At 71.6% G+C, this 22,148-nt stretch carries 16 protein-coding genes; 2 read left to right on the top strand and 14 right to left on the bottom strand.

All coding sequences use genetic code 11. The features are described 5' to 3' along the window. The first annotated feature begins 139 nt into the window (after nucleotides 1-139). The gene (locus QP939_RS35750; protein ID WP_285450769.1) at nucleotides 140-1,156 is read left to right on the top strand and encodes an SdiA-regulated/phytase-like domain-containing protein; all 1,017 of its coding nucleotides are present in this window, start codon (nucleotides 140-142) and stop codon (nucleotides 1,154-1,156) included. Between the two features lie 76 nt (nucleotides 1,157-1,232). Here the strand turns inward: QP939_RS35750 and QP939_RS35745 are convergent, their stop codons facing one another. The 4 genes from QP939_RS35745 to QP939_RS35730 form a co-directional block, all read right to left on the bottom strand. Further along, complete coding sequence (locus tag QP939_RS35745) at nucleotides 1,233-2,048, bottom strand: hypothetical protein (RefSeq protein WP_285450767.1); 816 nt, start codon at nucleotides 2,046-2,048, stop codon at nucleotides 1,233-1,235. A 43-nt stretch (nucleotides 2,049-2,091) separates the two neighbouring features. After that, complete coding sequence (locus QP939_RS35740) at nucleotides 2,092-4,806, bottom strand: helix-turn-helix transcriptional regulator (protein ID WP_285450766.1); 2,715 nt, start codon at nucleotides 4,804-4,806, stop codon at nucleotides 2,092-2,094. 83 nt (nucleotides 4,807-4,889) lie between these two features. Continuing rightward, entirely contained in the window at nucleotides 4,890-5,342 is a 453-nt protein-coding gene (locus tag QP939_RS35735; protein WP_285450765.1) for a hypothetical protein, read from the bottom strand. A gap of 32 nt (nucleotides 5,343-5,374) precedes the next feature. Further along, entirely contained in the window at nucleotides 5,375-5,947 is a 573-nt protein-coding gene (locus QP939_RS35730) for a VOC family protein (RefSeq protein WP_285450764.1), read from the bottom strand. Nucleotides 5,948-6,125: 178 nt separating this feature from the next. Here QP939_RS35730 and QP939_RS35725 point away from each other — a divergent pair, with 178 nt between their 5' ends. Next, entirely contained in the window at nucleotides 6,126-7,043 is a 918-nt protein-coding gene (locus tag QP939_RS35725; protein WP_285459921.1) for a LysR family transcriptional regulator, read from the top strand. Between the two features lie 140 nt (nucleotides 7,044-7,183). On the opposite strand, the gene QP939_RS35720 is transcribed toward QP939_RS35725, so the two are convergent. The 10 genes from QP939_RS35720 to QP939_RS35675 all read right to left on the bottom strand — a co-directional run bounded on the left by QP939_RS35720 (nucleotide 7,184) and on the right by QP939_RS35675 (nucleotide 21,868). Beyond that, nucleotides 7,184-9,004 (bottom strand): OmpL47-type beta-barrel domain-containing protein, encoded by a 1,821-nt coding sequence (locus QP939_RS35720; RefSeq protein WP_285450762.1) that lies wholly within the window; start codon nucleotides 9,002-9,004, stop codon nucleotides 7,184-7,186. Nucleotides 9,005-9,064: 60 nt separating this feature from the next. Beyond that, nucleotides 9,065-13,012, bottom strand: coding sequence for a ThuA domain-containing protein (locus QP939_RS35715; protein ID WP_285450761.1), 3,948 nt, complete (start codon nucleotides 13,010-13,012; stop codon nucleotides 9,065-9,067). 10 nt (nucleotides 13,013-13,022) lie between these two features. Beyond that, nucleotides 13,023-14,009 carry a multicopper oxidase domain-containing protein gene (locus tag QP939_RS35710; RefSeq protein ID WP_285450760.1) on the bottom strand — a complete coding sequence of 329 codons (987 nt, stop codon included), beginning with the start codon at nucleotides 14,007-14,009 and terminating at the stop codon, nucleotides 13,023-13,025. 17 nt (nucleotides 14,010-14,026) lie between these two features. Next, complete coding sequence (locus QP939_RS35705; protein ID WP_285450759.1) at nucleotides 14,027-14,881, bottom strand: TIM barrel protein; 855 nt, start codon at nucleotides 14,879-14,881, stop codon at nucleotides 14,027-14,029. A gap of 9 nt (nucleotides 14,882-14,890) precedes the next feature. Then, nucleotides 14,891-15,895, bottom strand: coding sequence for a sugar phosphate isomerase/epimerase family protein (locus QP939_RS35700; protein ID WP_285450758.1), 1,005 nt, complete (start codon nucleotides 15,893-15,895; stop codon nucleotides 14,891-14,893). Next, nucleotides 15,892-17,037, bottom strand: a complete 1,146-nt coding sequence (locus QP939_RS35695) for a Gfo/Idh/MocA family protein (RefSeq protein ID WP_285450757.1) — start codon at nucleotides 17,035-17,037, stop codon at nucleotides 15,892-15,894. Before QP939_RS35695 ends, QP939_RS35700 begins: the two co-directional genes overlap by 4 nt. Nucleotides 17,038-17,116: 79 nt before the next feature. Continuing rightward, the gene (locus QP939_RS35690) at nucleotides 17,117-18,172 is read right to left on the bottom strand and encodes a substrate-binding domain-containing protein (RefSeq protein ID WP_285450756.1); all 1,056 of its coding nucleotides are present in this window, start codon (nucleotides 18,170-18,172) and stop codon (nucleotides 17,117-17,119) included. Further along, a complete protein-coding gene (locus tag QP939_RS35685) occupies nucleotides 18,169-19,185 on the bottom strand; it encodes an ABC transporter permease (RefSeq protein WP_285450755.1) in 1,017 nt (338 codons plus the stop codon). The genes QP939_RS35690 and QP939_RS35685 overlap by 4 nt, the downstream gene beginning before the upstream one ends. Beyond that, a complete protein-coding gene (locus tag QP939_RS35680; protein ID WP_285450754.1) occupies nucleotides 19,182-20,681 on the bottom strand; it encodes a sugar ABC transporter ATP-binding protein in 1,500 nt (499 codons plus the stop codon). Before QP939_RS35680 ends, QP939_RS35685 begins: the two co-directional genes overlap by 4 nt. Then, entirely contained in the window at nucleotides 20,678-21,868 is a 1,191-nt protein-coding gene (locus QP939_RS35675) for an ROK family protein (RefSeq protein ID WP_285450753.1), read from the bottom strand. Before QP939_RS35675 ends, QP939_RS35680 begins: the two co-directional genes overlap by 4 nt. Between the last annotated feature and the right edge of the window lie 280 nt (nucleotides 21,869-22,148).

Genomic DNA, 22,148 nt, shown 5'->3' with positions numbered 1-22,148 from the left:
GTTTCCTAACTACTGTCAACGGCGCGAGCCTCCTTCTCGATTCAGTGGCATTTCCCCCGGTCCGGCGGTTGCCGGAAGTCGATCACCCGGCTACAGTCCCGCTTTGTTAAGATTCTTTCCTAATACTTCAGGGGGCGACGTGCACCTCTCCCGCCGGTTCGCCATGGCAGGCACCCTGTTCGTCGCGGGCCTGCTCACCGTTCCACCCGGCAGCGCCCAGGCCTCGACCGCGGCGGCGTGGCCCGGTGACCCGGCCGTCGCGGTCGCCGACGCGGCCGGCGCTTTCGGCGACAACCTGAGCGGCCTGTCGTTCCAGGGCGCCGACGTGCTGTGGGCGGTGAAGAACGGCCCGGGCACGCTGTACCGGCTGGTCCGCCGCGACGGTCTCTGGCGCCCGGCCGACGGCTGGTCGTCGGGCAAGCGGCTGCACTACGCCGACGGCGGCGGCGACCCGGACGCCGAAGCGGTGGTGGCCACGCCGGACGGCGTCGTGGCGGCGACCGAGCGCGACAACGACGGCGACGGCAGCCTGCTGAAGGTGTTGCGATTCGACGGCTCTGCCACGGGTAGCTCGCTCGACGCGGTGGCGGAGTGGGACCTCACCGACGACCTGCCCGCCGTCGACGACAACGGCGGTTTCGAAGCCATCAGCTGGATCCCGGACACCTTCCTGACCGCGGGTGGTTTCCTCGACGAGCACACGAAGAAGCCGTACGACCCGGCCGCCTACCCCGACCACGGCACCGGCCTGTACTTCGTCGGTCTCGAGGACGAGGGCAAGGTGTACGCGTACGCGTTGAACCGGTCCGGGGGCGGGTTCACCCGGGTGGCCGCGTTCTCGGCGGGCTTCCCGAACGTCATGGAGCTGGAGTTCGAGCCGGAGACGGGCAGCCTCTGGTCGGTGTGCGACAACACGTGCGACGGCCGCTCGGCGCGCCTGAAGCTGGTCGACGGCCGGTTCAAGGTAGCGGCGACGTACGCGCGCCCGGCGAAGATGCCGAACTACAACAACGAGGGGTTCGCGATCGCCCCGCAGTCGAGTTGCGCGTCGGGCCGCAAGGAGGTGGTGTGGGCCGACGACGGCAACGACGGCGACCACGCGTTGCGCAGGGGAACCCTGCCGTGCCAACCACCATCCGCCTCGGCGACGGCATGACGGCGACGCGCTCGTGGCGCGCGACGCCAAGAAGACAGGTGCGGCGACCTCACCCGCCGCGCATTGAGTTGAACTCCTACCGGCAGGCGACCACCGTCCGCGGCGTGAGTCGCCCTTTCTCCGGCTCCCGGCTGATATCTCCCGCCGCGGCGGCGGCCGTCAAGGCCGCCACCGCATCGGCCGGACGGTAAATCGTCTCGAGCAGCGTGTGCTGCTGCAGTTCCGCCACCGAACACGAACCCCGCCGAGCCAACTCCGCCGACAACACCCGCCGCAGCGGCAACAGCTGCGGGGTCAGCGAGATGTCGACCAACGTCCGCTCCGGGTCCCGCGGGTCGCGGTAGCGGATGCCCGCGAACTCGTCCACCGCCCACAGCTCGTTCTTGAAGGTCGCGAGGTGCTTGCTGTCCGCCGTCGCGAACACCAGCGTTTGCGCTGCCCCGTCCTCGGCCACCAAGTCGACCGCCAGCACGCACCGAAGGCCCGCCGTCCGCAGCCGGGCTCGGTGGTCGTCGCCCGGCTCGGCGCCCGTCACCACCACTTCGTGCCCCTTGCCGCGGGCGAGCGACTCGGCCACCGGCCAGTCGTCCTCGACGTGCGCGAGCACCGGCCCGGCAAAACCGAACGGCTCGGTCATCTCCCGGACGCTCAACCCCGCGGGCACCGCCACCGGCGCCGGGCCGGTGACCACCAGCTCGAGGTGGTGCCCGTCGAGCCGGTCGGCGAACTCGGCGAAGACCCGCACCGCGTCGGCCGCGAACCCGCCGCACTCGACGTACGTGCCGCCGCGCTGGGAGCGCAACGTCGTCGCCGTCCACGCGTCGAGGTACCGCACCAGCACGTCCCGCTCCACCACGACGTGCTGGTCACGGCGCCGGACGCGCTCGGACACATCTCCCGTTGTACCCCGTCCGCCCGGCGAGCACCATGGTCGTTCAGCCGACGAGTGCGCTGTCCCGCAGCTGACGGCGGGAACTGATCCCCAGCTTCGTGAAGATCTTGCGCAGGTGCCACTCGACCGTGCGCGGGCTGAGGAACAGCCGCGTGGCGATCTCCGGGTTCGAATACCCCTCGCCGGCCAGGCGGGCGATCTGGAACTCCTGCGCGGTGAGCTCGTCGGTCACCTCCACCGTCCGCTTCCGCGCGGTCTCCCCCGTCGCCAGCAGCTCGCGCCGGGCCCGCTCCGCGAACGCCGTCACCCCCATGGCCGACAGCTGCTCGTGCGCCGTGTTCAGGTGCGCGCGGGCGTCGACGCGGCGGCCCTCGCGGCGCAGCCATTCGCCGTACAGCAAATGGCCGCGGGCGAGCTCCACCCGCAGCGTCGTCTTCTCGAGGCAGGCGATGGACTCGCGGTAGAGGCGGTCCGCGTCGTCGCCGCACAGCGCGCGCACGCGGGCGTCGAGCCCCATCGCCTCCGCCGTCTTGGCCGTCCCCGCGCGCTCCGACGACCTCGCGGCCGCGGCCTCGAGCCGTGCCTGGTCGCCGGTCCGCGACGCCGCCTCGGCCAGCTCCGTGGTGGCGAACCCCTGGAACCCCACCACGTCGCGGTCGAACACCCGGGCCGCCGCCGCCAGCGCGACGTCGTGGCGGCCGAGGCCGTTGGACAGCACCGCCGTCGCGTGGTCGGCGAGGCTGACCAGCCGGAGCTGGCCTCGCTCCGACGCTTCACGCGCGGTGTCCGCGATGAGCTCCGACGACCCGCGGAACGCCTCGAGCAGCATCGCGGCGTACCCGACCGGCGGATTGCCCGTGACGTCGGCGATCGCGCGGTCCTCCTCGGCCGACGACGCCGCCGCGGTCAGCTCGCCCGCGAACAGCTCGGCCACCGCGAGGAAGTTGAGCGCGAACTGCAGCTGCACCAGCGCGCCCGCGTCGCGCGCGAGCTGGACCTGGCGGGTGGCGAGCTCCCGCGCGGCCGTGAAGTCCCACGCCTCGGTGGCGATCACGCCACCCGCGCGGTTGCCGAGCAGCCAGAGAACCCGCCCGGCGTCCTCCCCTTCGACGTCCAGCGCGCGAACGGCCGCCAGCGCCGGCCCGAGGAGCGGCGCCGCGGCCTCGTGGCCGTCGGTGAACCGGGTGGCCAGCGCGTCCAGGACGAGGTCGACGGCCCGGGGTGGCACGGGTGCCGGCGGTGCGGCGCGGGTGGCTTCGGCCGCCGCCGCGAGGTCGGTCCCGGCCCACAGCGCGGCCGCCAGGGCCTCCAAGTACGTCTCCCGCGCCCGGCCGGGGTCGAGCGGGGTGAGCCGGTCCGCGGCGCGCAGCAGGGTCCGGGCCGCTTCGCCGCTGCGCCGCTGGTCGAACGCGATCTGCCCGCGCAGGCGTTCGACCTCGGCGGCGCGTGCCGGGTCCGGTGGCCCGGTCTCGACCGCGTCCAGGAGTTCGAGCGCCGCCTCGAGCGCGCCCGCGTCCCGCTTGACCGCGGCCGCCGCCAGCTCGCGGTCCGCGCGCCGGGCGGGTTCGGGGGTCAGCAGCGCCGCCTGCTCGAAGAACGCGGCCGCGGCGACCAGGCCACCGCGGGCCTGGGCGCGTCCGGCCGAACGTTCGAGTTCGGCCGCGACGTCTTCGTCCGGGGAGACGGTGGCCTGGGCGCGGTGCCAGGCGCGGCGGTCGGGGTCGCGGTCCGGGTCCGTCACCTCCGCCAGCGCGCGGTGCACGTCCTGGCGGTCGCGGGCCGGTGCCGACCGGTAGACGGCCGAGCGCACCAGCGGGTGCCGGAACCGGATGCGGCGGCCGAATTCGATCAGGCCGGTCGCTTCGGCGCCGGCCGCGGGGTCGGCACCGAGGCCGAGGCGCCCGGCCGCGGCCCACAGCAGGGTGGCGTCGCCGAGCGGCTCGGCGGCGGCGATGAGCAGGAGCTTGCGGGTGTCGGCGGGCAGCGGGTCCAGGCGACGAGCGAATCCCTGCTCGAGACGCCCGGCGAGCGGCACGGCCCCGGCCGGCCCGAAACCCCCGGCCAGCTCCGCGGCCGTCCACGCGCGGGGCAGCTCCAGCAGCGCCAGCGGGTTGCCGTGGGTTTCGGCGAGGATCCGGTCGCGGACGCGGCCGTCCACCGGCCCGGTGAGCACCGAACCCAGCAGCGCGTCCGACTCGGCTTCCGCCAGCCCGCCGATCGGCAGCTCCGGCAGCCCGGCCAGGTCGCCGTCTCGTCCGTCGTCACGCAACGCGAAGACCACCGCGATGCGCTCGGCGAGGAGCCGCCGGGCGACGAATGCGAGAACCACCGCGGACATCCGGTCGAGCCACTGCGCGTCGTCGACCAGGCAGAGCAGCGGCTGCTCCTCGGCCACCTCGGCCAGCAGCGTCAGCACCGCGAGGCCGACGAGGAAGCGGGTCGGCCGGGCGCCCGCGCTCAGCCCGAACGCCGTGCCGAGCGCGTCGCGCTGGGGTTCGGGGAGGCGGTCGAGCCGGTCGAGGAACGGCGCGCACAGCTGGTGCAGCCCGGCGTAGGCCATCACCTGCTCGGATTCGACGCCCGCGCCGCGCGCGACCCGGAACCCGGCCGCCTGCGCCTGAACGTGGTCCAGCAGCGCGGTTTTGCCGATCCCGGCCTCGCCGCGCAGGACGAGCACCTGGCCCTGCCCCGACCGCGCTCCGGCGAGCAGGCGGTCGAGGGCGGCGCGTTCGGCGTGCCGGCCGATCAGCCCCGGCATGCGTACCTCCCGCGGCCCGGCCGGCGACGGCGGGCTGCCCGTGCCGGGTGCCCGAACACTATCGCAGCGCCGGCCGCGCGGAATCAGGCGTTGTCGCGGCTCCTCGCCTCGATGGCCTTCGCGGTCTTCGCCAGCTCACCGCCGAGGACGCGCTTGCCGACGAGGCCGAGCAACCCGCCGAGCAGGCGGCCCTTGAAGTTCTTGCCCTCACGGACGACGACGGCGTCGACCTCGGTGGTGCCGTCGGGCAGCCGGGTCAGCGTGTAGGTGTGCCCGGACGCCCCGCCCCACACGTTGGAGTCGGTGGTCTTCATGACGATCCGGGCGGGATCGGACCAGTCGTAGTCGAGGCGTTCCCACACCCCGCCCGACCCTTCGGTGACGTCGGCGTGGCCGGGGCTCCGGTCGTGCACGCGCAGGTACTCGTCCGCGCTGCGGCCGAAGAGCTCGGCGCGGCCGGGGCCGAAGTCGGTCAGCCCGGCGAGGAACTGCTCGGGCGTCGCGGTGGTGCGCAGGTTCAGGTGGATCGTGGACATCGCGTTCTCTCTTCTCGGGTCCCGGGCGCCGCTCAGGCGTCCTGCTCCTGCGCCAGGTAGCGGGCGTACCAGGTCGGCCAGGCCTCGTCGTAGTGCCCGAGCTCCTTCTCGTGCTCGCCGTGCGCTGCGGCGGCCTTCCGCAGGGCCTGCTCCAGCTCGGCGGCGGACCCGTACGCCACGCCGCTGGTCCGGCCGGGGAACCGGGTCGTGATCTCCTGGAGCAGCCAGGTGTTGCCGTCGGGGTCGCTGAAGGAGGCGAACGACGAGTAGGTGCCGCGGTCGGGGTGGGCGCCGGGGGCGAACCCGCCGGTCGCGTCGCGGTGGAAGACCTCGCTGACGTCGACGCCGTGCCCGGCGAGCTCGGCGCGGGCGGCCTCGATGTCGTCGACGACGAGGTAGGTGCCGCGCACCGAGCCCGGAGCGGCGTCGGTGATGCCGGTGCCGAAGTGGACGGACGCCGCCGACCCCGGCGGGGTCAGCTGCACGACCCGCGCTTCGCCGAATTCGATGTCGGCGTCTTCGCGCCAGCCGAGGGTCTTGTAGAAGTGCTTGGTCCGGTCGACGTCGGTGACGGGCAGGACCACGACCTCGAGCTTCATGTCCATGGTGGGTTTCTCCTCCGGGTGGGTGGCGGCGGGGTTCGCCGCGCTCCACCACCTTCGCCCCCGGCGGGGCCGGTTCGCCCCGGTGAGACACCCTGGTCGTCCCCGGGCCCGGTGGTGGCGGTCACAGCCGGGGTATGCGCGCGGCGGGCAGCGAACCGACCTGGTATGCGTGGACGTCATGGCCTTCTCCGACGCGTCACTGACCGCACTGCGGGTGTTCCGGGAGGTGGCGGAGCGGGGCACGCTCACGGCGGCGGCGACCGCGCTCGGCTACACCCAGTCCGCGGTGTCCCGGCAGATCGCGGCCCTGGAACGCGCGGCGGGGACGACGTTGCTGGAGCGCCGCCACGACGGCGTGCGGCTCACCTCGGCGGGCCGGATCGTGGTCCGCCGCGCCGCGGTCGTGCTCGACCAGCTCGACGCCACGGCCCGCGAACTGGCCGGGCTCCCGGGCGAGCAGGCGACGGTCCGGCTCGGCTGGTTCCCGACGGCGGGAGCGGACCTGCTCCCCCGCGCGCTCACGGCGTTGCGGCGCACGCACCCGGCCATCACGGTGGTCAGCCGCGAGGGCGGGACACCGGCGCTCGTGCGCGCACTGCGTGCCGGGACGGTCGACCTGGCGCTGCTGGCGTCGGCCCCGCCGTTCCGCCCGCCGGACACCGAGACCCCGGCGCTGACGGTGCACACGCTCACCGAGCGAAGCCTGCGGGTGGCGGTGCCCGAGTCCGACCCGCTCGCCCGGCGCGAGTACATCGACGTGGTCGACCTGCGCGGACGGAGGTGGATCGCCGGTTCGGGAGACGACCGCCTGCTGGGCGTGTGGCCGGGCCTGGACGAGCGGCCCGAGATCGCGCACACCGCGCGCGATTGGCTGGCGAAACTTCAGCTGGTCGCGGCCGGATGCGGGATCACGACGGTGCCCGGGGCGCTCGGGCCGGTCGTGCCGCCCGGGGTGCGGGTGCTGCCGGTTCGGGGTGGGCCCGGGGAGCAGCGGCGGATCTTGCTGGCGCACCTGCCTCGGCCGTTGACGGACGCTGCCAGCCGGGTGGCGGCGGCGCTGCGGGAAGCGGCGCTCGAGTCGGAGGTGCAGTCGTAGGTGGGTGGCGGTCGGCCCGGGCCCCCGGACCCCGGCCAGCGGCAGCCAGCAGGCGGTGCGGCCCGGCCGAGCCGCGCCCACCGACGCGAAGCAGGCCGCGGCCGTCGCACCCGACGCGCCGCGGCCCGCTTCCCCCGTGACTACAGCCGCTTCTTCATCTCCGGCCGGGCGACGACCGCCGTGCCGCCGCCGATGTCGGACTCGATCGCCGCCGTCACGATGCGGTTCCGGTCGCCCGAGGACAGCACCCCGTTCGTCACCAGTTCCTGCGTCACCGCCTTCACGTGCTGCACGAACCGGTCGTGCGACGCGTACTCCGCGTCCTCGTCGATGACGTCGTTGAGCGTGCAGCCGTTGCCGATGTCGATGTTCTCGACCTGGCTGTCGATCCCGCCGATCACCACCGTGTCCCGGGTGTCGGAGTCCGGGCAGGCGTCCGGTGGCGGGGCGGCCGCGACCACCGTGAACGCTCCCGTTCCCTCCGCCGAGACGTTCCCGGCGACGTCCGCTGCCCGGAAGCGGACCGTGTGCGCCCCGAGCGCGGACACCACCACCGGTGCCGTGTACCGGGCCCAGGCCGCGCTGTCCACTTTGTACTCGACCAGGGCCACGCCGGACTCCGCGTCGGTCGCCGTCAGCGTCACCGACGCCGATCCGACGTAGTTCCAGCTGCCGTCTTGCTTGCCGGTGACCTGCATCGTCACGGACGGCGCGGTCGTGTCCCCGCCCGCGACCACCGTGAACGACACACTCCCCTCGGCCGACGCGTTCCCCGCGACGTCACGGGCGCGGTAGCCCACCGTGTGCGCGCCGGGTGCCGTCACCGGAACCGGTGCGGCGTAAGCGGTCCACGCTCCGCTGTCCACTTTGTACTCCACCGCCGCGACGCCCGACCCCGTGTCCGAAGCCGTCACGGTGACGACCGCCTTGCCGACGTAGTTGCCGTCCTCGTCCTGCGTGCCCGCCACCGAAGCCGACACGGCCGGGGCCGTCGTGTCGCGCTTGACCACCGTGAAGTGGGACATCCCCTCCGGTGACGTGTTCCCGGCGGCGTCGGTCGCCCGGAAGTGGACCATGTGCTCACCCGCGCCGGTCACCGCGACCGGCGCCGAATACGGTGTCCACGCGCCACCGTCCAATTGGTACTCGACCGACCGGACCTCCGAATCGGCGTCGGTCGCCGTCAGGGTTACCGTGGCGACGTCGAGGTAGTTGCCCGACGAGTCCTTGTCCCCCGCGATCGAAGCGGTCACCGTCGGCGGGGTGGTGTCGCCCTGGCCCTCGACGATCGTGAAGTGCGCCATGCCTTCTTCGGACGTGTTCCCGGCGACGTCGGTCGCCCGGTAGTGCAGCATGTGCATGCCCACCGCGGAAACCACCACCGGCGCCGAGTACGTGGTCCACGTGCCGCCGTCGAGCTGGTACTCGACCGAGGCCACGCCGGATCCCGCGTCGGTGGCCGAAAGCGAAACCGTGGCCGACTCGATGTAGTTGCCGGAAGAGTCGCGATCACCGGCCACCGCGGCGGTCACCACGGGCGCGGTCGTGTCGCCGCCGCCGTCGGAGACGACGAACTCCCCCACCATCGCCGTGTGGCCGGGGATCGTGCAGAAGTAGCGGTACTTGCCCGGCGTGAGCGTGACGACCGCTTCGTGCCGTCCGTTCTGCGGGTCGAACGGGTTGGCCAGGATGTTCAGGGAGACGTCGTGGTTGTAGCCCGGCGTCGACGTGTCGAACGTCAGGGTGTGCGACATCCCCGTCGTGTTGCCGGTGGCTTCGCTGTTCTCGAAGACGATGGTGGTCTCGCCGGGCAGGGCGCCGGTGGGCGCGGACGCGTATTCGGTGGTGCTGTTGTTCCCGGTCCAGGTCAGCGTCTGGACCGGCGCCGCCACCGCGGGCGTGGCCAGCCCGAGCACCGCCAGGAACGCCGTCAGCAGCACGGCGATCAGTCGTGGGGACATCGCGGGGAACCCTTCCTGGGAGAGATGGGGGCCGGACGCGCGCGCCCGGCCCCCATCGCGCTACAGCTGCCGCACCCGGATGTTGCGGAACTCGATCAGGTCGTTGTCGCTGTGGTTCTGCAGCCCGATGAACCCGCTGACGAACTGCCGCAGGTCGGTCGGCGGGTCACCCGCGCGCGACGACTGCTGGCCCGGCGTGTTGTCGAACTCGTTGATCACCACGCCGTTGCGGATCATCGTGTAGTGCTGCCCGACGACCTTGATCTCGTACTCGTTCCACGTCGCCTTCGGCCGGGCACCCGCCTGGTCGAGCGGGCGTGGGTCGAAGTTGTAGACCGACCCGGTCTTCTGCGGCTCACCGGTGTCGCCGTCGTAGATCTGGATCTCGTGGCCGCAGTAGATCGCGACCCACGCCTGCGACGTCCGCGCCGAGCCGACCGTGCCGCAGCTGCCCGGTGGCCGCTGCTCCAGCGGCGTCCGCGGATCCGGGAACCGGACGAACACGCCGCTGTTGGCCCGGTACCCCTCCGGGGCGATGTCCTTGAACTGCACCTTCACCGAGAAGTCGCCGAACTGCCGCTGGGCGTACCAGAGCATGCCCAGCCCGCCGGCCGAGCGGATCGACCCGTCGGGTTGCAGCGTGAACTGTCCCGACGGCGCTTGTTCCCAGCCGCGCAGCGACGCGACCGTGCCGTCGAACAGCGCGTCGTAGCCGGTGGTCCCCGCCGTGCCGATCGGGGACGCCGCGGCGGCCGCGTTCAGTTCGGCGGACTCGGCGGAGTTGATGACGCCGAGGTCGGAGAGCGTCTCGGTGGCCTGCTCGACGTGGTTGACGAACGCCGCGTGCGTGCTCCACGTGTTTTCGTCGTCCATGAAGTCGTCGACCGTGCAGCCACCGCCGGCGATGCGGTTCGGCACCTTGGTGATGGCGTCGCCCAAGGTCACCACCGGACTGGGATCCGCGACCGCGCAGCCGACGTTCACCGACGTCCGGGTCGTCACCGCTTCGCCGTTCGCGTAGGTCACGGTCAGCTTGGCGGTGTAGAGCCCGGTGCGCGGGTAGGTGTGCCGCGGGTCGGCCTGGGTGGACACCGAGCCGTCGCCGAACTCCCAGCGGTAGGACACGCCGCCGGACTTCGACCCGGTGAACGCGGCCGTCAGCGCCTTGTTCTGCACCATCGTCGACGACGCCGCCGGAGCCGGGGTCGCCGCGCCGCCCGTGTAGCTGATCTTCAGCAGCTTCTGGTTGGCGTCGAGGGAGAAGAACCCGTTGCCGTAGTCCAGGACGTACAGCGCGCCGTCCGGCCCGAACTTGGCGTCCATCCAGCTCTGCACCCGGGTGTCGCCCGAGCCGCCCGGGATGATCTGCCGGAACGTCTCGGCGAACACCGGCGGCTGGTGCGTCGGCACGCCCGCCGGGTCGACGGTCACCGCGACCCGGTTCTGCGAGTTCGACTCGTCGCCGATGAACCACTTGTTGTCCCAGTACGCCGGCCACGCGACGCCGCTGTTCGTGTTGACCAGCGAACGGTGGTACGTCGGCCCGGACATCACGGCCTGGCCGCCACCGCGCAGGTACGGCTGGGTGTAGACGGCGTCCGCCGCGTTGTACGTCGGGATGGACGAGCCCGGTCGCTTCGGGAACACCGGCCCGCCGCCGTCCGGCGAGTACCAGATCATGTTGTCCTTGATCGGCGGCAGGTTCACCAGGCCGGTGTTGCGCGGCGAGGTGTTGACCGGGTGGTCGCAGTCGTACCAGCCGGTCAGCTCGGCCGCGTTGGTGCTGCTGCGGTCGCGGTAGGGCTGCCGGTTGCCCATGCAGTACGGCCAGCCGTGGTTACCGGCTTCGGTGATGATGGTCGCCGTCTCGTACTTCGCCGGCCCCAGTTCGGGGCTCGGCGACGACGCGTCGGGGCCGACCCAGCCCGCGGTCATCCAGTTGTGCACCGGGTCGATCTGCAGGCGCGAGATGTTGCGGACGCCCATCACGTAGATCTCCGGGCGCGTCTTGTCGGCCGGCCCGTTCGGGAAGAGGTTCCCCTGCGGGATCGTGTAGGTCCCGTTCGGCTCCGGGTGGATGCGCAGGATCTTGCCGCCCAGGTCGTTGGTGTTGCCCGCGGTGCGGCGCGCGTCCTGGAACGAGAGACCCTTGTAGTCGAGCGTCCAGTTGTTGCCCGAGTAGCCGTTCGAGCCGCCCGAGGAGTTGTTGTCCCCGGACCCGACGTAGAGGTTGCCGTCCTTGTCGAACGCCATGCCGCCGCCGGCGTGGCAGCAGCTGTGGATCTGCACGTCCCAGGACAGCAGGTCCTTGCGGGTGGCCTGGTCGAGCGTCTGCTTCGCCAGGTCGTAGGTGAACCGCGAGATCGTCCGCTTGCCGATCCGCTTGTCGCGGTCGATCGACTCGTGCGGCATCCAGTAGGCGTACATCCAGCCGTTCTCGCTGAACTTCGGGTCCAGCGTCAGGCCGAGCAGGCCCTCTTCGTTCTTGACGAGTTCGTCGCCGCTGCCCCGGTTGCCCATCACGCGCAACGTCGTGAGCAGCTTGGGCTTCTTCGTGACCGGGTCCCACTGGTGGATCGTGCCGCAGCCGAGGCCGACGTTCGGGTCGTCCCAGCTCACGACCGGCCCGGTCGGGCAGGCCGCCTTGCCGATGTAGAACACCTTGCCGTCCGGGGCGATGGTCAGCCCGTGCGGCTCGCCGATCTGGTCGAGCTGCCCGGCCGCGTTCTTGCCGGTCAGCCGCTCGATCTTGTAGTTCGCGGCGATCCCGGCCTGGCAGTCGCCGCGGACCATGCCGGTCGTCCAGCGCAACGCGCCGAGCAGGTGGTTCCGGAACTGGTCTTCGCCGTAGGACCCTTCGGTGCGGCCCATGCCGGTGTAGAAGGACCGGCCGCCGTCGTAGTCGCGGCACCACGAGATCGGGTGGAACGCGCCGTTCGCGCCGACCCCGGGGTTGTAGCCCTTCTCCTCGACCTGCGCGACGGTGTGCACGGTGCCGACCGGGTTGGTCTCCCAATTGAGCCACCGGTCGGTGCGCGTCCAGTTCTGCGGCAGCCCGGCGGTGGCCGGGTGCTGCGCGTCGAGGACGTCGACCACGGCCTGCTGCGGCGCCGGCTCGGGCGGCGGCGGGGTCGTCGAACTGTCCTTGAACAGCTTGAGGTCGGCGAGCTGGATGAGCGGCTCACCCGAGTTCGCGGTGATGTTCAGCCGGTAGTTCGGGTACACCGTCGTGTTGGCGAAGGTGAAGGTCCGGGTCTGGAACCGTTCCTGGAACACCTCGTTGGTGCGCGTGTCCAGGTCGACCCAGGTGCTCCCGTCGGCGGACCCCTGCAGGGTCCAGTTCTTCGGGTCGCGGCCGGGGAAGTCGTTGGCCGACACCAGCGAGTAGCTGCTGACCGCGACCGGCGCCGCCATCTTGTAGGCCGCCCAGCCGGTGGTGGCGAAGGTCAGCCACTTGGTGTTCTCGTTGTTGTCGGCCAGCTTTTCCTTGGTCTCGTTGGGCGGGTTCTCCGCGCTCGCGGTCACCGACGCCACCGCTTCGGGCGTCGGCCGGGCGCCGACCGGGCGGGCGCCGATCAGGCCGGTGAACCACTGGGACGAGTCCTGCGCGCGGGCGGCGTCGGAGATGCCGAGGAACCCGCCACCCGCTTTCATGTAGGCCTGCAGCGCGCCTTCCTGGTCACGGTTGAGCGTGACGCCTTGCGCGGACAGGTAGACGACCCCGCGGTACTTCGCGAGGTTGGCGGTGCTGAACACGGCGGGGTCCGAGGACGCCGTCACGGTGATGCCGTTGTCCGTGCCGAGCCGCGCGATCGCGTCCGCCGCGCGCAGCACGGGGTCCTTCTGATCCGCCGCCGCGCCGTGGAAGACCAGCACGTTGACGGGCACGTTCACCGCGGCGGGCGCGGCCTGGGCCACGGGCATCGCCATCAGCGGAGCCCCGGCCGCCAGGACCGAACCGATGGCGAGCACGACCGCGCCGCGCCTGCCGAACCAACGTTTTCTCATAGCTCCCCTCCTAAGCGTGCGTGCGGGCATCGGGGTTCATGTCGTGCCCGGAATGGTCGTGCAGCTTGAACCGGTCGATCGCGTCCTGCGCTCCCGCGGGGAGGCTGCCGTCGGCGTTGCGGACCAGGAACAGGCCCACCATCCCGCCGTCGGAGTGGGTCTGGACGTGGCAGTGGTACATCCACGCACCCGGCCCGACGCCCTCGCCGGCGATCACCTGGAACCCGAACGAGCTGCCGGGGTCGAGGTTCTTGTTGTCGACGATGGCAGCGTTGTCAGCGGCGCCGTCGAGCATCCCGGTGCGGGTGTCGGCCCAGCGGTGGGCGTGCAGGTGGAACGTGTGCGGCAGGCTGCCGTACCCGATGCAGACCCACTCGACGCGCTCCCCCAGGTTGGCTTCCAGGATCGGCGTGTCCGGGGCCATCTTGTGGTTGATCATCATCTCGTTGAACACGACGGTGTACTGCCTGCTGGGCAGCAGGTCGCCGCGCTTGCGCACGATCAGCCCGCCGTAGAGCCCGCGCGCGAGGCCGCCGGTGCCGTGGTCGGTGCCCATCGCGTGGTCGTGGTAATGCCAGTACCCGGCGTTGCCCGGCATCCAGAACCCGCTGCCGGTGTCGTAGCGGGCGCGCGTCTTCCAGGTGTAGGTCCGGGTCTCGTACGGCTTGTTGAACGACGCGTTGAGCGGGGCGCCGTCGGACGCCGTGTCGTAGTTGACGCCGTGCGGGTGGATGGACAGCCGCTGGTCGGTCGTGTTGACCAGCTCGATCTCGAGGGTGTCGCCCTCGTAGATCTCCAGCAGCGGTCCCGGGATCGTGGCCTTGCCCGGCTCGAGGCCGTAGCCGTACAGGCCGTTGGGCAGTGCTTCGGCGTAGATCGTGATCCGGCGGGTCAGGCCCGCCGCCGACGCCGTCCCGGCCGTCGCGGCCAGCCCGACGGCGGGCGCGAGCACGCCCGCGGCGGTTCCGGCCAGCATCGACCGACGTGACACTCGCATGTGGACTCCCCCGGGGCTCAGAAACGCACGGTGCGGAGGTACTCGAACCCGACCTTCGCGGTGTTCAGCGGATCGGCGGGCTGGTCGTGCTCGACGATGTACTCGCCGATGGTGTGGCAGGAAGCGGCGAAGATGCGCGGGAAGTTGATGACACCCGCGCCGGGGTCGACCATCTGCCCGTCCGCGGTCCGGTCCTTCACGTGGTACTGCTTGACGCGCGGGTAGTTGCGCCGGAACAGCTCGACCGGGTCCGCGCCGCCGTTCACCGCCCAGAACAGATCGATTTCCAGGTGCACGAGCCGCTTGTCCGTCTTCGCGGTGAGCACGTCGTAGGGCACGACGCCGCCGATCGGGGCGAACTCGTGGTCGTGGTTGTGGTAGCCGAGCTTCAGCCCGGCCTTCTTGAAGGCGACCGCGGCGGTGTTCATGCGGCCCGCGAAGGCCTCCCACTCGGCGATGGTGCCGAAATTCGCGTACGGCACCACGGCGGAGGTGTTGCCGAGGATCTTCGCGTCGGCGATGGTCTGGTTCAGGTCGCCGTCGATGCCCACGTGCGTGGACGACGCCTCGAGGTGGCACCGGTCGAGGATGGCGCGGAACTCGGTCGCGCTGCGGCCGTACGTCCCGGCCAGCTCCACCTTGCGGTAACCGATGTCGGCCAGCGCGGACAGCGTGCCTTCGGGATCGTTCTGCAGCAGGGAACGCAGGGAGTAGAGCTGGATGCTGATCTTGTCGAGCGGCACGCGGCGGCGGGCCGGGGAAGCGGCCGCGGTGCCGGGCAAGGCCACCGCCGCCGCCCCCACCGTGAGGGCCGCTGTCGCCACGTTCAGGAACGTTCGTCGGGAGTGCTGCTCTGGCCGTTCACCGCACATGGAACTCCCTCATCTCTGGTTGCTGAAAGCCGCGTCGAAAGCCGCCGACGGCTGGTCGAACAGGTGCTCGCGCAGGTACTTCACCGCCTCCGCCGCGCCTCGGAGCCGGTCCATTCCGGCGTCTTCCCACTCCACCGAGATCGGGCCGGAGTAGCCGATCGAGTTCAGCGCCCGGAAGCAGTCCTCCCACGGGACGTCGCCGTGGCCGACGGACACGAAGTCCCAGCCGCGGCGGGGATCCGCCCAGGCCAGGTGCGAGCCGAGCCGCCCGTTGCGGCCGTCGAAGCGCTTGCGGGTGTCCTTGCAGTCGACGTGGTAGATCCGGTCGGCGAAGTCGAGGATGAACCCGACCGGGTCGAGGTCCTGCCAGACGAAATGCGACGGGTCCCAGTTCAGCCCGAACGCCGGCCGGTGGTCGACGGCTTCCAGCGCGCGCTTGGTCGTCCAGTAGTCGTAGGCGATCTCCGACGGGTGGACCTCGTGCGCGAACCGGACGCCGACCTCGTCGAAGACGTCCAGGATCGGGTTCCACCGACGGGCGAAGTCCGCGTAACCGTCATCGATGTCATCGCGCGCGACCGGCGGAAACATCGCGACGTACTTCCAGATCTTCGACCCCGTGAAGCCGATGACGGTGTTGACGCCGAGCTTCGCCGCCGCCCGCGCGGTGTCGGCCATTTCGGCCGCCGCGCGCTGCCGGACGCCCTCGGGCTCGCCGTCGCCCCAGATGCGCGACGGGAGGATCGCCCGGTGCCGGGCGTCGATCGGGTCGTCGCAGACGGCCTGCCCGACGAGGTGGTTCGAGATCGCCCACACCTTGAGTCCGTGCTCGGCGAGCAGCCGCAGCCGCCCCGGCACGTAGTCCTCTTCGGACAGCGCCCGGTCGACCTCGAAGTGGTCACCCGAGCAAGCGATTTCCAGGCCGTCGTAACCCCACTCCGAGGCGAGCTTGCACACCTCGGTGAACGGCAGGTCGGCCCACTGGCCGGTGAACAACGTGACGGGACGGCTCATTTCTCCTCCACCGACGTCCAATTCGCTTCCGCGGCCGCGCTCCGCTCGACGGCGTCGAGCACCCGCTGGACCCGCAGTCCGTCGTCGAAGCCCGGCGCGGGATCGGTGCCCGCGCCGATGGCTTCCAGCAGGTCGGCGACCTCGTGGGTGAACGTGTGCTCGTAGCCGAGCAGGTGGCCCGGCGGCCACCACGCGCTCACGTAGGGGTGCTGCGGCTCGGTGACGAGGATCCGGCGGAACCCCGCCTCGGTGCCGGAGCCCTCGTACCACTGCAGCTCGTTCATCGACTCGAAGTCGAACGCCAAGCTGGCCTTCGACCCGTTGACCTCCAGCCGCATGGAGTTCTTGCGGCCCAGGGCGTAGCGGGTGGCTTCGAAGCTCGCCACCGCGCCCGACGACAAGCGCGCCAGGAACAACGCGGTGTCGTCGACCGTCACCTCGTCCGTCCCGCCGCTCTCGGACGGCCGCTGCTTCACGAAGGTGTTCGTCAGCGCCGAGACCCCCGTGATCAAGTCGCCGGTGACGAACTGGGCGGCATCGACGATGTGCGCACCCAGGTCGCCCAGCGCCCCCGAACCCGCGGACTCCTTCCGCAACCGCCACGTCATCGGCGCCTCGGGATCGGACAGCCAGTCCTGCAGGTACACCGACCGCACGTGCCGGATCTCACCGAGTGCCCCGCTCGCGACCAGGTTCCTGGCGTGCGCGAGCGCGGGCACCCGGCGATAGTTGAACGCGACCATGGCCCGTACCCCGCGTTCACGGGCCCGCCGCGCCGCCTCGGCCATCGCCTCGGCCTCCGCGACCGAATTGGCGAGGGGCTTTTCGCACAACACGTGCTTCCCGGCCTCCAGCGCGGCGATCGCGATCTCCGCGTGGCTGTCCCCCGGCGTGCAGACGTCGACCAGGCCGACGTCGTCCCGCGCGACCAGCTTCCGCCAGTCCGTCTCGACGTCCTCCCAGCCGTACTTCTCCGCCGCCGCCTTGGCCCGGGCCTCGTCGCGGCCGCCGAGCACGGCGAGTCTCGGCACCAGCGGCGAGTCGAAGAACCGGTGGACACTGCGCCAGGCGTGCGAATGCACCGCACCCATGAACGCGTGCCCCACCATCCCGATCCCGATGGTTTCCCGTGCCGGGCTCATACCCCTCCTTTGGTTTCGGTGCCGTGGTGGTCGTGAGTGTTTAGGGCGGTTAGAACCGCCCTAAACACTCACGACGGGGTCAGGAGTCGAAGCCGACGTCGAGGTACTGGTCGACGTTCTCCTTCGTGACCACCGCCGAATACGTCGTGATCTCGGCCGGGATGTCGTGCTCGGCCAGGTCGCCGATCCCCTTGCCCTGCCCCAGCAACCGGGCCAGCGCGACCGCCGTCGAAGCCATCGACGGGCTGTAGAGCACCGTCGCCTTGATCGGCGAGGAGTCCGCCTTGATCAGGTTCATCATGTTCTTCGAGCCGGCGCCGCCGACCATGATGAACTCCTTGCGGCCCGCGGTGTCGATCGCCGCGTTGACGCCGATGCCCTGGTCGTCGTCGTGGTTCCACAGCGCGTCCAGCTTGGGCGCGCCCTGCAGCAGGTTCGCCGTCTGCTGCTCCCCCGACTCCGAGGTGAACTGCGCCGACACCCGCGGGCCCACCTTGAACCCGGCGCGGCCCAGCGCGTCCGAGAACCCCTTGCTGCGTTCCTGCGTCAGCGGCAGCGAGTCGATCCCGGCGACCTCGCCGATGATCGGGTTGGCGACGTTCTTCTTCTTGAGCTCCGCGGCGATGTAGTTGCCCGCGTTGACGCCCATCCGGTAGTTGTCGCCGCCGATCCACGTTCGGTACGCCAGTGGCGTGTCGAAGACGCGGTCGAGGTTGATCACCGGGATGCCCGCGTCCATCGCCTGCTGGCCGACCGCGGTGAGCGCCTTGCCGTCGAAGGGCAGGATGACCAGGACGTCGACCTTCGCGTTGATCAGCGTCTCCACCTGGGAGATCTGCTGGTTGACGTCGTTGGTGCCCTCGGTGGCGTTGAACTTCACCTCGCTGAACTTCTGCGCCTGCGCCTTGGCGTTCTTGGTGATCGCGGCGATCCAGCCGTGGTCGGCGGCCGGCGCGGAGAAGCCGATGGTGATCGGCTTGCCCGGCTGGGCGTTGTTGCCCGCGTTGGCCACCGGCGCGTTCGACTCCGAGTTCGCCGGCGTGTTCGACGTGCACCCGGCCAGCAGCGCACCGGCCCCCAGCGCGGCCCCGCCGAACAGGAATCCCCGGCGGCCGAGGAACGGTTCTCCGGTCATGACGACCTCCTTGCTGACTGGTTCTTGATCTTGCGGCCCCGGAACTGCAGGAGCACGGCGAGCACGATGATCACGCCCTTGGCGATGTTCTGGATGTCGGTGTCCAGGTTGTTCAGCGTGAAGATGTTCGACAGCACGGTGAAGATCAGCACCCCGACGAGGGTGCCGATGAGCGAGCCGCGGCCGCCGGTGAGCAGCGTGCCGCCGATGACCACCGCCGCGATCGCGTCGAGCTCGTAGAACATGCCGTTGGTCGACGCGCCCGCCGTCGTCCGCGCGACGACCATCAGCGCGGCGATCCCGCAGCACAGCCCGGCCACGCCGTAGACGAGCGCGAGGTGACGCTTGACGTTGATGCCCGCCAGCCGCGACGCCTCGGCGTTGCCGCCGACCGCGTACGTCCGGCGGCCGAACGTGGTGCGGTTCAGCACCACCCAGCCGACCGCGAAGACCAGCGCGAACAGCCAGATCAGCGTCGGGATCCCGAGGAAGGCGCCGCGGAAGAAGGCGAGGAAGTCCTGGTCGGCGACGACCTGGGTGCGCCGGCCGCTGATCCGTTCGGCGAGCCCGCGGGCCGAGACGTACATCGCCAGCGTCGCGATGAAGGGCACGACCTTGCCGTAGGCGACGAGGACGCCGTTGATCAGCCCGCAGCCGAGGCCGACCGCGAGTCCGCAGAGGACCATCACCCACGGGCCGTACGACTGCGTCGCCAACGTCGTCAGCCACACCCCGGCCAGGCCGACCATCGAGCCGACGGACAGGTCGATCCCGCCGCTGATGATCACGAACGTCATCCCGACGCTGACCACGCCGATCGCCGCGGCCAGCCGCAGGATCGTCGAGATGTTGCTTTCGGTGAAGAACAGCTCGGGCCGGGTGAACTGGCCGACCAGGCACAGCACGACGAGCACGCCGGCCAGGCCGAGCAGCCGCGGGTCGGCGGTGAAGGCGAACCGCCGCTTCCGTTCGGCGGGAAGCGCTTCCTGTGGTGGTGCTTGCGTTTCGGTCATGCCGCGCTCCCCTCGAGAATCACGTCGAGCACCTCGGCCTCGGTCAGCCCGGCGGAGCGCCGGTCGGCGAGGACGCGGCCCTCGCGCAGCACCAGCACCCGGTCGGACAGCCCGAGCACCTCGGGGATTTCGCTGGACACCAGCACGATCGCGACGCCGCTCGCGGCCAGCTCGTCGATCAGCCGGTAGAGCTCGGCGCGGGCGCCGACGTCGACGCCGCGCGTGGGCTCGTCGAGCAGCAGCACCTCGCACCCACGGACCAGCCACCGCGCGAGCACGGCCTTCTGCTGGTTGCCGCCCGAGAGCGTCCGGACGATCCGCCTCGGGTCGGCGGGCCGCAGGTCGAGGCGCCGCAGGCTCTCGCCCGCGTCGTCCAGTTCCTTGGCGCGCTCCCTGAAGCCGAGCTTCGCGTAGCGGTCGAGGCTGGCCAGCGTCACGTTGTGCACCACCGGCAGGTCCAGCAGCAGGCCCTGGCTCTTGCGTTCCTCGGGCGCCAGGCCGACCCCCGCCTTGACGGCGGCGAGCACGCTGCCCGGCCGGAGCGGTTTCCCGGCCACGGTCACGGTGCCGCGGTCGGCCTTGCGCGCGCCGAAGATCGTCTCCAGCAGCTCGCTGCGGCCGGACCCGACCAGCCCGGCGATGCCGACGACCTCCCCGGCGCGGACGCTGAAGCTCACGTCCTCGAACTCGCCGTCGCGGGCGAGCCGGTCGACCTCCAGCACGGTCGTGGCCCTCGCGTGACCGTCGTGGCGCGGCCCGAAGACCGTCTCGACCTTGCGCCCGGCCATCAGGGCGACCAGGTCGGCGGTCGGGGTGGTGCGGGCGTCGAGGCCGGTCCCGACGGTCCGGCCGTCCTTGAGCACGGTCACCCGGTGCCCGATCCGGCGCAGTTCCTCGAGCCGGTGCGAGATGTAGACGACCGAGACGCCGTCGGCGGTCAGCTCGCCGACGATGCGGAAGAGGTTGTCGACCTCCTCGCCGGCCAGCGCGGCGGTCGGTTCGTCCATCACCAGCAGCCGGGCGTCGTGGGCCAGCGCGCGGGCCATCGACACGAGCTGCTGCCCGGCCGCGGACAGCTTGCCGACCTCGGTCGACGGCCGGATGTCCGGGTGGCCGAGCCGGGCCATCAGCCGGGCGGCCTCGTCGCGGGCCTGCGAGATGCGCGTGAAGCCGAAGCGGGCGCGCTCGTGGCCGAGGAAGATGTTGTCCGCCACCGAAAGCCCGGGCACGAGGTCGAGTTCCTGGTACATCGTGGCGATGCCCAGCCGCAGCGCGTCGACCGGCGAGCCGAGCGTCACGGGCTCGCCGTTCCAGGTGAGCTCCCCCGCGTCGGGCTGGTGCGCGCCGGCGAGCACCTTGATCAGCGTCGACTTGCCCGCGCCGTTCTGCCCGAGCAGGCAGTGCACCTCGCCGGGTTCGACGTCGAGGTCGACGCCGTCGAGCGCGCGGACGCCGGGGAAGGTCTTCACGATCCCGCGGACGGAAAGCAGGGTCATCCCGAGGCCTCCTCACGGCCGAGCGCGGGGTTGGCGAAGAGCCGTTCGGCCGCCAGGTGGGCCGCACCGCGCAGCGGGGCGCGCAGGCCGAGCGCCGAGGGCACGACCCGGGCGTGGCCGAGCGGCCGGGCGGCCAGCTCGACGCGGATCGGCTCCACCAGCCAGTCGCCGAGCTCGGCGAAGGAACCGCCGAGCACGACGACGTCCGGGTCGAGCACGTCGACCACAGTGGACAGTGCGACACCGAGCGCGACGCCGAGTTCGTGCACGGCCGTCGCCGCGCGCTGGTCGCCGCGCCGCACGCGATCCTTCAGCTGCGAAACCCGGCCTTCGACGCCGAGGGCGGGGTCGTGCAGCGGGTCGCCGGGTGCCGCCGCCGCGCGCAGGACGGCGGCCAGGTTCGCCTTCGTCTCCAGGCAGCCCGTCCGGCCGCAGGCGCACCGCTCGCCGGACGGGTCGACGGCGATGTGCCCGACCTCGCCGGCGAACCCGCGGGCGCCGCGCAGGATCGTGCCGCCGGAGACGAACCCGCCGCCCACGGCCGTCCCGCCGCTGAGGTAGAACAGCTCGCTTCCGGTCCCGGCGGCCGCTTCCGCCAGCGCCCCGAGGTTGGCTTCGTTGTCCACGGCGACGGCGTCGACCGGGACGTCCAGCCGGGCCGCCATGAGCCCGGCGATCTCCGCGTCGCGCCAGCGCAGGGCCGGGGCGAACCGCAGCACCGCGGCGGCCGAGTCGACCAGTCCCGGCACCGAGACCGCGACCCCGGCCGGTGGACCGGGCAGCACCCGTCTCGCGAGGTGGGCGAGCTCGTCCATGCTCCGCTGGAGCCCGGCCGCGGCGACGTCGACGGTCTCGGCGTGCTCGGCCAGTACGCGGCCGGACAGGTCGGTGACCACGGCCGAGAGCCGGTCGGCCTCGATGCTCAGGGCGAGCGCGGGCACGCCTTCGCCGTCCAGCTCGACCAGGCGGCTCGGCCGTCCGTTGCCCGGGAGCACCCCGGCCGGGCGGACCAGGCCGCGTTCGGCGAGTTCGGTGAGCAGGCCGGGGACGGCCGATTTGGCGAGCCCGCAGCGGGCGGCGAGCTGCGTGCGCGAGAGCGGTCCGGCGCGCAGGGCCCGCAGGACCGCGGCCAGGTTCGCCGTGCGCGGGCTCGCCGGGTCGGCTCGCCTCGTCCCGGTCCCGGCCACAGTGCCCCCATCGTGCTGCGTGTCGACCACACTTTGTCACTCAGGCAGCGAAAGTAGGGTGACGACGGTCACCCGTCAAGGTGACGAAGGCGGGTTTAGTCCGGTATTCACCCGGATAGCCGTGCGAAACCGTGCAGACTTTCGATCGAAACGTACGAAAGTCTGCTCGAATCGAGCGCTGCGCTGAAGGGGACTTTGCTGGCATGTGATGCGCTGAAGGGGACGTTCAGCGCATCACATGCCATGAACGTCCCCTTCAGCGCGCGCTACTGCGCGGGCA

Origin of the sequence: Amycolatopsis nalaikhensis (assembly GCF_030264295.1) — a bacterium.
Taxonomy (GTDB): domain Bacteria; phylum Actinomycetota; class Actinomycetes; order Mycobacteriales; family Pseudonocardiaceae; genus Amycolatopsis; species Amycolatopsis nalaikhensis.
This window is presented reverse-complemented; position numbering and strand designations above follow the sequence as displayed.

Excerpts from the sequence above, each read along its gene's own strand:
- QP939_RS35740 (WP_285450766.1), bottom strand. The coding sequence starts at position 4,806 with ATGCCGGGGCTGATCGGCCGGCACGCCGAACGCGCCGCCCTCGACCGC.
- QP939_RS35710 (WP_285450760.1), bottom strand. The coding sequence starts at position 14,009 with ATGCGAGTGTCACGTCGGTCGATGCTGGCCGGAACCGCCGCGGGCGTG.
- QP939_RS35730 (WP_285450764.1), bottom strand. The coding sequence starts at position 5,947 with ATGGACATGAAGCTCGAGGTCGTGGTCCTGCCCGTCACCGACGTCGAC.
- QP939_RS35690 (WP_285450756.1), bottom strand. The coding sequence starts at position 18,172 with ATGACCGGAGAACCGTTCCTCGGCCGCCGGGGATTCCTGTTCGGCGGG.
- QP939_RS35720 (WP_285450762.1), bottom strand. The coding sequence starts at position 9,004 with ATGTCCCCACGACTGATCGCCGTGCTGCTGACGGCGTTCCTGGCGGTG.
- QP939_RS35695 (WP_285450757.1), bottom strand. The coding sequence starts at position 17,037 with ATGAGCCCGGCACGGGAAACCATCGGGATCGGGATGGTGGGGCACGCG.
- QP939_RS35685 (WP_285450755.1), bottom strand. The coding sequence starts at position 19,185 with ATGACCGAAACGCAAGCACCACCACAGGAAGCGCTTCCCGCCGAACGG.
- QP939_RS35725 (WP_285459921.1), top strand. The coding sequence starts at position 6,126 with ATGGCCTTCTCCGACGCGTCACTGACCGCACTGCGGGTGTTCCGGGAG.
- QP939_RS35715 (WP_285450761.1), bottom strand. The coding sequence starts at position 13,012 with ATGAGAAAACGTTGGTTCGGCAGGCGCGGCGCGGTCGTGCTCGCCATC.
- QP939_RS35680 (WP_285450754.1), bottom strand. The coding sequence starts at position 20,681 with ATGACCCTGCTTTCCGTCCGCGGGATCGTGAAGACCTTCCCCGGCGTC.
- QP939_RS35705 (WP_285450759.1), bottom strand. The coding sequence starts at position 14,881 with ATGTGCGGTGAACGGCCAGAGCAGCACTCCCGACGAACGTTCCTGAAC.
- QP939_RS35735 (WP_285450765.1), bottom strand. The coding sequence starts at position 5,342 with ATGTCCACGATCCACCTGAACCTGCGCACCACCGCGACGCCCGAGCAG.
- QP939_RS35700 (WP_285450758.1), bottom strand. The coding sequence starts at position 15,895 with ATGAGCCGTCCCGTCACGTTGTTCACCGGCCAGTGGGCCGACCTGCCG.